Origin of the sequence: Nostoc sp. CENA543, assembly GCF_002896875.1 — a bacterium.
Taxonomy (GTDB): Bacteria; Cyanobacteriota; Cyanobacteriia; order Cyanobacteriales; family Nostocaceae; genus Trichormus.
In genome coordinates this window covers 6,767,117-6,777,500 of sequence record NZ_CP023278.1, presented here as the reverse complement: position 1 = coordinate 6,777,500, position 10,384 = coordinate 6,767,117, and the positions used below count along the sequence as shown (strand labels likewise).

Below are 10,384 nucleotides of genomic sequence, written 5' to 3'. Positions count from 1 at the left end.
CTACGGTTTCTGAGATTTGCATCACATCGCTGTGTAGCTGCCCTTTGTCCGTAGCATTGTAGTACGTGTGTAGCCCAAGACGTAAGGGGCATGCTGACTTGACGTCATCCCCACCTTCCTCCGGTTTGTCACCGGCAGTCTCTCTAGAGTTCCCAACTTAATGCTGGCAACTAAAGACGAGGGTTGCGCTCGTTGCGGGACTTAACCCAACATCTCACGACACGAGCTGACGACAGCCATGCACCACCTGTGTTCGCGCTCCCTAAGGCACTTCCCCCTTTCAGGGAAATTCGCGACATGTCAAGTCTTGGTAAGGTTCTTCGCGTTGCATCGAATTAAACCACATACTCCACCGCTTGTGCGGGCCCCCGTCAATTCCTTTGAGTTTCACACTTGCGTGCGTACTCCCCAGGCGGGATACTTAACGCGTTAGCTCCGGCACGGCTCGGGTCGATACAAGCCACGCCTAGTATCCATCGTTTACGGCTAGGACTACTGGGGTATCTAATCCCATTCGCTCCCCTAGCTTTCGTCCCTCAGTGTCAGTTACGGCCTAGTAGCACGCTTTCGCCACCGGTGTTCTTCCTGATCTCTACGCATTTCACCGCTACACCAGGAATTCCTGCTACCCCGAACGCACTCTAGCTTTGTAGTTTCCACTGCTTTTATGAGGTTAAGCCTCACTCTTTAACAGCAGACTTTCAATGCCACCTGCGGACCCTTTACGCCCAATCATTCCGGATAACGCTTGCATCCTCCGTATTACCGCGGCTGCTGGCACGGAGTTAGCCGATGCTTATTCCTCAAGTACCTTCACTTTCTTATTCCTTGAGAAAAGAGGTTTACAACCCAAGAGCCTTCCTCCCTCACGCGGTATTGCTCCGTCAGGCTTTCGCCCATTGCGGAAAATTCCCCACTGCTGCCTCCCGTAGGAGTCTGGGTCGTGTCTCAGTCCCAGTGTGGCTGATCATCCTCTCAGACCAGCTACTGATCGTCACCTTGGTGCGCTCTTACCACACCAACTAGCTAATCAGACGCGAGCTCATCTCTAGGCAGCAAGCCTTTTACCTTTCGGCACATCCGGTATTAGCCACCGTTTCCAGTGGTTGTCCCCGACCTAGAGCTAGATTCTCACGCGTTACTCACCCGTCCGCCACTGAATCCTAAGATTCCGTTCGACTTGCATGTGTTAAGCATACCGCCAGCGTTCATCCTGAGCCAGGATCAAACTCTCCGTTTTGTTAGATTGTTTGTTTAGCTCTTTCTTTGGCTGCTCTTTCTACACCTCAGCCTGGTGTTGTATTTTTCTTGACGCAGGCTAGTTGTTTTTTTCTGGCTTTCAAACTATAATTTTTTCAAGGTTCGGTCGCCCGGACTGCGCTTCGTCGCGCTCGCCTCTCAGGCACTTACTCAATATATCTAACCCTTCCGGGATTGTCAACTCTTTCCTCAAAATTTTTTCGTCTCTTTTTTTCTCTCCCCCCTTCAACTCCCCACTGTCAGGCTTTCTACGCCACAATAGTCTCTTTCGTACTGGACTGGTATTGCGTCTTGGCTAATTTCTCCTCTCCATAGCCGTACTATTTCACTTTGGATTTTATTCCCATACTCTTTGACAAAGATGAGAAACTTTCCCTAATCGCTGATAATTACCCTTCTGTCACTATGCTTTCTTCTGTTTGGGCTTGGAATCACCTGTTTTGACTGTGCGCTGGCACCACAAGTTAATCTTGTTGCGACTGAATTATTGAACAGAAGGCTTGCTTCACATTTATTGATATTGAAACCTTCCAACTCAATTGTTGGCGTTACCTTTTGCTGGAAATCATCACTATAAGTTTAGCCATTGAAATTTAGGATAGATGCAGTTGGTAATTCTTGATAGTTTACGTCCTTATCTTGGTAACTATAGCTATAATTGTAGCCATGAATCAATATTAAACCCTTTTATGTTTCTGGATGATTTAGCTCCTGAACTACTTGTTCCGGAAAGTGAAATGAAGATGGATAACGTAAATTTCTAAGAGAAGCATATCAATAGTGAAGGACTAAAGATACTTGGAAGCAAAAGGCAGTCCTGAACACAGCTAATACTTTTATTTTTTTGTAGTGAATCAATCACTTCTTCGCTGATTCCAACATTTCTTCATGTTTCTTTTCTTGTTTGTCGAGTACAGGTAATTTAAAAAGTATTCCAGCAAAAAACCAATAATAAACAGCTACTGGATCTACATCTAAGGGGTAATAATAGGTGTTATAACTGATAAACAATATAAACACCCATAAAGCCGCTCCATAAGTACGTAAGTTACGGTTTTTTATAGAACGATAAGTCTTAAAAGCCGTAATTGTCAGGGTAGTAACTAAGGACAAGAAACCCAATAAACCTACAATACCAACTTCATATAAAACTTTAGGATAATAGGTTTCAACTAGCTTAGTTGAACCCAAACTGCGTGCAGAATTTGTGGCTCTACCCAAACCACTCCCTATGGGAGTATCAACGTTTTTCCAGTTTTCTTCAAACTGCTGAACAATAAATTCATGGGGTGGTGAAGCATCCCAACGTCCAAAAAAACTATCAAGTCTTTCTTGAACTACTGTAGGGTAGGCTAACATTGCTATTCCTAAGATAGCGGCTAGTCCTACACCGATCGGAATAAAGCGTTTGAGGTTAGCAATTTGACCAGTTAAGATTAACAGAACGATAAAGCAGGTTGGGACTAAGCCGAGAGCAATTCTTTGTCCAGAGACAACGGCATTGATGAATAAGACAGCCGTAGACCCAAGACCCATAAACCGCCAAATTATAGAAGGGTCTGAAAACCCAGTAGCAAAGGCGAAAAACGTGCTAGAAATCAAGAACCATGCCCATTGCCAGGGAGCCACAAACGTTCCCGGCAATCGAATAACGCCTTCTTCTGGACTGTATAATAGAGAACCACCAAAATAGCATCGCGCATCTAATGTAGCTTTAAATAAATCTGATCCTACTGCATTTCTGGTACCTTCACATACTCCTGTTAATAATAATAGATACTGTAATATACCTAATCCTCCACATACAAGAATTAAGATAATCTGTAAGCGCGATATGAACAAAAAATCTTGCTTATTGCGAATTAAATAGTAAACACAACCAATTAATGGTATGTAACCTAAAAATACTTTTAACCCCAAAATCCCCATACCTATTGGTATTTCGCTGGTGGCTTCTTGTACAAATCCTGTACTTGGTGGATTTAGTTGCTGCCCACCGTTTATGAACAGCAAAGTTAATATAGACAGGCTAAATACAATGAAAAGTGGAGTTTTAATTGCTGACGGAATGATGAAAGGTAACTTTTGTCTTCGGCACATTTGCCAAATCGCAATTAGGGCAGGAAAGTAAAAAGCATCTTTAGCCAATTGCAAGATAGGGCTATTGCCTATGTAATATGTGATTGTGCCACCAGCTGGTACGTAAATGAGGAAAGCTATGAGTCCTGTACGTGGATATTTATAAGCAAGAGACATGACAATTATGCCCAAAATACTGGGAATTGCCACCTTAACTCCTGCTACCAAAAACATGACTAATCCGACTAAAAAGCTAACTAATGAAACTGTAGTCAGAATACTAATCAGTTCTTTACGTTCCTGGTTGGCTTTACGTTTTTGAGCTAGTCTTTCTTTAAGAGTCAGTGTAGAATCTGTTGATTCTTTCTTTAACTTCCTTTTTTTAGAACGTGGGGATTTTGACTTTAGTTGTGGCATAGGAAATGTTGAGCCTATCAGCCTAAGACAATAGTAGAATTTATATATGAATCAGTTTTGGGTCTTGTAATAGGTATAGTCAAAATTCATCGGCAATTGATTTATTTAGAGACTAATGACGGAAAATATTAAACAGCATGTATTATTATATTCAGGATTTTTAGGTAAAAAATAAAACAGTAGCGAATAATATTACAAATTCTACACATCTTAATAAAAGTTGATTAAAATCCCATTGATGAGTAGGGGCATAACGTGAATTATGCCCTTTACTAATTAAGACAAAAAACGTGTGAGGCTTGATTAATTAATCAGCTAAGTGTTTTTGGACTTGTGTAACTAATTCATCTGTCCAGTAGTTAGCTAGTTCGGCATTTGCGGCTTCTACCATAACTCTAATTACTGGTTCTGTGCCAGATGCACGGACTAAAATTCTGCCATGATCGCCCATTGCAGTTTCCGCAGAGGCGATCGCTTGTTGCAATGGTTCACAATTCTGCCAACCTAAACGGCGATCGCGGTCTATAACTCGCACATTCCGCAACAACTGGGGATAGGTAGCAAAGCTTTGATCTACTAATTCTGCCAAAGATACACCAGACTGTTTGACCAAATTAGCTATATGTAAGGCTGTTAACAAACCATCCCCAGTGATGCCATAGTGGCGGCAAAGGATATGTCCAGATTGTTCACCACCCAACATTCCTCCTGTTTTGAGCATTTCTGCTTGCACATATTGATCACCTACGGCTGTGCGAATTAATTGACCACCTTGTTGTTGCCAAGCCCTTTCAAAACCCAAGTTAGCCATGACTGTGGAGACAATTAAATTACCAGGTAGTTGTTCCTGTTGTTTCAGGCGCTGTCCCCAAAGATAGAGAATATAATCGCCGTTGACTGATCTGCCTGTATTATCAACGGCTAACACGCGGTCAGCATCTCCATCAAAGGCAAATCCTAAGTCAGCATCGTGTTCTTGAACAGTAGCTTGCAGAATTTCTAGATGGGTAGAACCACAATCAACATTAATGCGATCGCCATCTGCCTGATTATGCAAACAAATGACTTCTGCACCCATGTCTTTAAATACGCTAGGTGCTAAACCCACGGATGCACCCCAAGCTAAATCTAAAACAATCTTCATTCCTTGCAGACTGGGAGAGTCTTTTAAAGATGTTTGTAAAGCTGTGCTGTATTCTTTGACTAATTCTGGACGCACATAGTGTTTTCCACAATGATTTCCCAATTCTGGGACTAAGGTATGACCCCGCAATCCATCTTCTATTTTTTTCTGCAATTTTGGGGACAATTTAGTACCATCTGCACCAAATATCTTAATGCCATTGTCTTCTGGTGGGTTATGGCTAGCAGAAATCATCACGCCACCGATAGCTTTACTGATACTAGTTAGATAGGCCACGCAAGGAGTAGGACACAATCCCAAATGCCAAACTTCTATGCCTGCGGCGGTTAGCCCTGCACTGATCGCCATTGCTAACATATCGCTAGAGTTGCGGGAATCCTGTCCTAAAATGACCACTCCCTTTTGACCAACTTGATCATGTAGAACTACACCCGTCCAAAACCCAACTTGTAATGCCAAAGGTGCGTTCAGTAATTCCCCGACCTTGCCACGAATCCCATCCGTACCAAACAGGGGGTTAGCTGGCAAAGATAATAAATGCAGTCCATTGCTCTGCTCAAGTCCTGTACCTAGTTTTTCCGCTTCTGAAGCAGAAATTTCTCGAATGTCGCTTTGAGTTCGAGTTATTGATGAAACCATATGCTTAAACACCCCACACACTCACACTAAGGATTATTACTTTACAGGTTATTCAACGATCTCTAGCCAATGTTCTTTGTGTTTTTATGATAGTTATTTTTCTCTTATTAATAAATTTTGAGCTTTACTTTCTACGTATTTATGCGTAGGTAAAATTAAGATGTTGTCAATATATTACATTTGTTTAACCTTCTTAATTAAGATTCTACATAGTTTAACTCCTAATTGCGGTATTTACTAGGGCTAATTTAATAACTTCACAAAATTTCTTTGAATATTTGATATTCATTTAGTCAAACTAAAGTGCAGGGACTCAACAAAGCCTTTTGCAGTATTACTTGATAGTCTTCATCCTTGATACGATAAGCACCAAACCTTGCCAAATGGGGGTTCATCATTTGAGCATCAAACAGGAAAAATTGCTGTTGGCGTAATCTCTCGACTAACTTGACCATTGCCACTTTAGAACCTTCAGGAATTTGGTAAAACATCGATTCACCAATAAAAGCACCACCGATAACTATGCCTAAAATGCCGCCAGCCAGTTTATCGCCTTGCCAAGTTTCAAAACTATGGGCAAAACCAGCTTGATGCAGTAAAAAATAGATTTCTCGCAATTCATCAGAAATCCAAGTAGTTTCTCGGTTAGCACAACCTGCAACTACGGCCGGAAAGTCGCGATTAATTGCCACTGTGAACCGTTCCTGATTTAATACACGCTGCAAAGACTTGGGGTAGCGGAATCGATGATCCAATGGAATCAAAGTGCGATCGCGGCTAGTGTACCATGCCAATCCGGTATCGTCATTTGCCATGAGAAAATAGCCTTGGGCATAGCCTTGTATAATAGCGGCAAGATCATATTGCATAGATTAAAACTAAAAATAAAAAATATCAGAGGAACGCAATTTGATGCTAACAACCATCCTCTGCGTTCCTCTGTCTTGTTTCTACTGTTACTGTGCCTTGAATAACGATGACACAACCAATACCACCTATCACCCTACCATCCTCAGAAAATCCTCACCTAGAAGGTGAATGGTTAAAAGAGCGTTTATGGCGGTGGCTGGATGCAGAATTTATCCCAGAAGCCATTAATCAAAATATTGCTCAACGCGCTGCACAGATTTTTGTGCGCCAACGCATGGAAGGGGAAAATGACTTAGGCTCTCTTGTGATTGCGATTGTCACAGAGATGCAGGCGTTTGATTTTTCCAAAAGTTTTTATGGAGAGTTTGCGATCGCTAACGCCGTCAGCGATCTACTCTTAGAAAGTCTGGGTATCGACCGTTGTTGCGGACAATAGAAGAGAAAACGTCCATAGTCTATAGTCCACAGCTATAGCTTACAACTATTAACTATTGACTATTGACTATTGACTACCAGCTAGACTTAACGACTCCAGGTAACAGACCTTCATGCGCCCATTCCCGTAATACGTTCCGAGATAGTCCAAAATCGCGATAAACACCTCTAGGACGACCAGTTACCCAGCAACGGTTACGGCGACGATTAGGCGCGCTGTTACGGGGTAATTGTTGAATTTTGCGATGAATGTCCAGTTTATCTAAAGGAGATTCAGTTGTTCTGAACTCTTCTAACAGAGCTTCCCGTTTAGCGGCATACTTTTCCACCAACTTAGCGCGTTTTTTCTCGCGCTCAATCATACTCTTCTTCGCCATAAATTATCTTACAAACGTAAAGACAGCATTTTCCATTCTACATTTAGTCAAGGCTAATCGTCTCTATTTCTCTCTAATTACTTTGGGTATAGGTTATGGGGCATGGGGCATTGGCGATAACTTTTCCCTTGTCTACCTTGTCTAAGCTAATCGTCACTTAAATTGCATCATTTTCATACTGGCAAAAGCTGTAAACCCTCTCCCCTGCCCCTCTGCGGCCTCAATGTGCTTTCTTATATGCTTAACAGCTTATGTTGTCTACCCCACCCCTACCTACCTCCTTCCACTCCAGTCGGGCATAAATCAGCCAATTCACAAGCAACACAAGCCGGAGAACGAGCTTTACACACAGCCCGACCATGATAAATCAGCCGAATTGACCAATTTTCCCAGTCTGGCTGCGGTAATAACTTCATCAAGTCTTTTTCGATGTGGATAGGATCTGCATACTTAGTTAAACCCAAGCGTTGACTAAGACGTTTAACGTGAGTATCTACAGTCACTCCAGCGTTAATGCCATAAGCATGAGCTAAAACCACATTAGCTGTCTTTCTGGCTACCCCTGGTAACTTTAACAGTTGTTCCATTGTGTTGGGAACTACAGAGTCAAACTCGCTGACAATCATTCGACAAGCCGCTTGAATATTTTTGGCTTTATTGCGATAAAACCCTGTAGAACGCACTAGGGTTTCTAACTCTGTTAAGTCAGCATTAGCTAAACTTTCCGCATCAGGAAAACGACCAAATAAAGCGGGTGTAACCTGATTCACCCGTTCATCTGTACACTGAGCAGAGAGAATTGTTGCTACCAAAAGTTGTACAGGAGTTGAATAGGTCAAAGAGCAGGTAGCATCAGGATACAGTCGCTTCAGCCGGGTGAGAATTTCTCCAGCCTTTTGCTTTTTAGTTAATGATTTGCGCTTGGTAGTCACTGGAACAATTTTTGCACCCATTCCAACTGGGTAGTTAACTGGGTAGTTTCTTTGACAATGAGGAAAATTCCCAGTCCTAAGAGTAGCACTAAACCAGTTTGCATTACGCCTTCTTGAATGCGATTGGGTAAGGGTTTACCACGCAAACCTTCAATTAACAAAAATGCCAATTGTCCGCCATCTAAGGCAGGGAGAGGCAAAATATTGATGATAGCCAAGTTGATACTAATTAAAGCCCCAAAAAACAACAAGCTGCCTGTATCATTTTTGGCAATATTCGCTCCCATTTCCACAATTTTCACAGGGCCAGCCACTTGTCCGGCTGTTTCCCCAAAATTAGTAATTAGCTGTCCAAAGCCTTTAAATGTCATGGTGACAATGCGTTGGAATTCATTAGCACCAACACTTAAAGCTTGTACGGGATTACTAATTGTATGACGTTCAACTTTGCCGTTAGGTGCAAGTCCCACCCCAATACTACCGCCGTTGGATTTGGCTTCAGGGACGACAGTTACGGATAGCTGTTTGTCACCACGGGCAATTTCTAGTTGAATTGACTGATTGGGGCTACTTTTAATGATTTCTCTTAAAGTATCTATGCCTTGTAAGGAGTTGCCAAACTGTTTTTGATTGGCAGATACAATCACATCTCCAGCTTGCAGTCCAGCTTTAGTGGCTACGGTGCTTACTTCTGGTGCTAACTGTTGAATTAGTACCCCTGGTTGGCTAGCTTGTCCGATACCAATAAAGCTAACTTGGGCTACCAGCAGCATATAAGCAAAAATTAAATTGGCGATGACTCCAGCACTAATGACGATCGCCCGATCTAAAATTGGTCGGTTACGCAGCAAATTTGGGTCATTGGGGGGAATATCGCTATCGGGGTCATCATCAGGAAATCCCACAAAGCCACCCAAAGGAAAAGCGCGGATAGCATACTCGGTTTCTGGGCCTTGGTACTTCCATAGCACAGGGCCAAACCCCAAAGAAAAGCGGTTTACATGAATACCTTGAGAACGGGCTGCAATAAAATGCCCAAACTCATGTACCAAAATTAATACAGCCAAGACTGCGATCGCTGCTAAAACTGACATAGAGCAAATTCATCAAAATATATTGGATATATATTTTTATTGTAGTAGTTAGCGAATGGACACACAGAATCAACTCATCTAACCGGATAAGGTGATGATCATAACATTCACTCACCCACAGCCTCCAATCTGCGCTCCTCAATCAACTATTGAGAAATATTTCTACTAACAGGAAGATATTTTCTCAAAATAGCTTGAGCTTCTCGGACAGAAGTTTGAATTCTACTAATGGGTTGCTCTTCTAGTACGATGACAGCATTATATTCACCCAAAGGCAGGTCTATAGGAGAATTAACTAGCAACTTGCCATCCTGGGTAATTGTGACGATTATTTCTCATGCTTTCATAATTGAACTAAACTCGCTATTAGGGTTTGATTAACCTTTGCGCTTTCTTAAATTTATAGTTGAGGATAGTTGAGGCGATCGCTAACTAATTCTAGTATCTTCACTTCTCACTTGAGATTGACCTTCAACATTATGAGCTATGACTTCCAAGCATTTAGCTGTCCTTCGCTGAGTAACTATAAAGTTTCTACATCTACTTGGGAGTACCCTGACAGAATTTGTGGCTATGACCAGCAAGGACACTCATGGCGAGGAACAGAATTAGTAGCTATACGCCAAAAAGGTTTGATTATCAAAGAGTGTGCTGAGAAAACTATTTTACTAGGAGAGATGGGACACCTGCTGGGATATATTCGAGAGTGCTTTGATTGCACATGGTTAGCAAGTAGTTGTTATTTCGCGGACATATTAGAAATAAGCGGCTTCAAAAGTGAATTTTACGCAGTTCGATATTTACATCAAGTTATGGAAGCTGCATTCCCAAATATAAAATATGCTCCTGTGCCTCCTCTTTGTTGGGAAAATGAAACACTTCTTTCAGAAAGACCTGAACAAGCTATTTTTGAGGAAGATTTGAATGCACTTCTGGGATATATTCAAGAGTACCATACAGGCATTTGGTGTGCATCTAGTTGCTACTATATGAATCAGATAAAAGTCATTGGGTTTATGAGCGAATTTTATGCAACTCGCTACTTATATCAAATTACAGAATTGGTCTTTCCTAGCATGATTCAAAATATTCCTCATCTTGGGAAAATTTTGTAAATCAGCATTTGTAAATTTTTTA

General features: G+C 41.9%; 9 protein-coding genes and 1 rRNA gene (1 of these 10 only partly in view). 2 read left to right on the top strand and 8 right to left on the bottom strand.

Annotation, left to right across the window (positions count from 1 at the left end):
* The 4 genes from CLI64_RS28440 to aat form a co-directional block, all read right to left on the bottom strand.
* Positions 1 to 1,240 (bottom strand): 16S ribosomal RNA (locus CLI64_RS28440) (it extends 249 nt beyond the left edge of the window).
* Between the two features lie 878 nt (positions 1,241 to 2,118).
* Complete coding sequence (gene hpsL, locus CLI64_RS28430; RefSeq protein ID WP_103140341.1) at positions 2,119 to 3,756, bottom strand: hormogonium polysaccharide biosynthesis protein HpsL; 1,638 nt, start codon at positions 3,754 to 3,756, stop codon at positions 2,119 to 2,121.
* Positions 3,757 to 4,063: 307 nt separating this feature from the next.
* Positions 4,064 to 5,539: a phosphoglucosamine mutase gene (gene glmM, locus CLI64_RS28425; RefSeq protein WP_103140340.1), complete on the bottom strand. Its 1,476-nt coding sequence runs from the start codon at positions 5,537 to 5,539 to the stop codon at positions 4,064 to 4,066.
* A 293-nt stretch (positions 5,540 to 5,832) separates the two neighbouring features.
* The gene (gene aat / locus CLI64_RS28420) at positions 5,833 to 6,408 is read right to left on the bottom strand and encodes a leucyl/phenylalanyl-tRNA--protein transferase (RefSeq protein ID WP_103140339.1); all 576 of its coding nucleotides are present in this window, start codon (positions 6,406 to 6,408) and stop codon (positions 5,833 to 5,835) included.
* 107 nt (positions 6,409 to 6,515) lie between these two features.
* Between aat and CLI64_RS28415 the strand changes: the two genes are divergently transcribed.
* Entirely contained in the window at positions 6,516 to 6,845 is a 330-nt protein-coding gene (locus CLI64_RS28415; RefSeq protein WP_103140338.1) for a hypothetical protein, read from the top strand.
* Between the two features lie 73 nt (positions 6,846 to 6,918).
* Here the strand turns inward: CLI64_RS28415 and rpsN are convergent, their stop codons facing one another.
* The 4 genes from rpsN to CLI64_RS28395 form a co-directional block, all read right to left on the bottom strand.
* Entirely contained in the window at positions 6,919 to 7,221 is a 303-nt protein-coding gene (rpsN, locus tag CLI64_RS28410; protein WP_103140337.1) for a 30S ribosomal protein S14, read from the bottom strand.
* 269 nt (positions 7,222 to 7,490) lie between these two features.
* Complete coding sequence (gene nth, locus CLI64_RS28405) at positions 7,491 to 8,174, bottom strand: endonuclease III (RefSeq protein WP_103140336.1); 684 nt, start codon at positions 8,172 to 8,174, stop codon at positions 7,491 to 7,493.
* On the bottom strand, positions 8,150 to 9,247 hold the full coding sequence (gene rseP, locus CLI64_RS28400; RefSeq protein WP_103140335.1) for an RIP metalloprotease RseP: 1,098 nt from the start codon (positions 9,245 to 9,247) through the stop codon (positions 8,150 to 8,152). Before rseP ends, nth begins: the two co-directional genes overlap by 25 nt.
* 146 nt (positions 9,248 to 9,393) lie before the next feature.
* Positions 9,394 to 9,549 (bottom strand): hypothetical protein, encoded by a 156-nt coding sequence (locus CLI64_RS28395; protein WP_225977449.1) that lies wholly within the window; start codon positions 9,547 to 9,549, stop codon positions 9,394 to 9,396.
* 177 nt (positions 9,550 to 9,726) lie between these two features.
* Between CLI64_RS28395 and CLI64_RS28390 the strand changes: the two genes are divergently transcribed.
* Positions 9,727 to 10,362: a hypothetical protein gene (locus tag CLI64_RS28390; RefSeq protein ID WP_103140334.1), complete on the top strand. Its 636-nt coding sequence runs from the start codon at positions 9,727 to 9,729 to the stop codon at positions 10,360 to 10,362.
* Positions 10,363 to 10,384 lie beyond the last annotated feature (22 nt).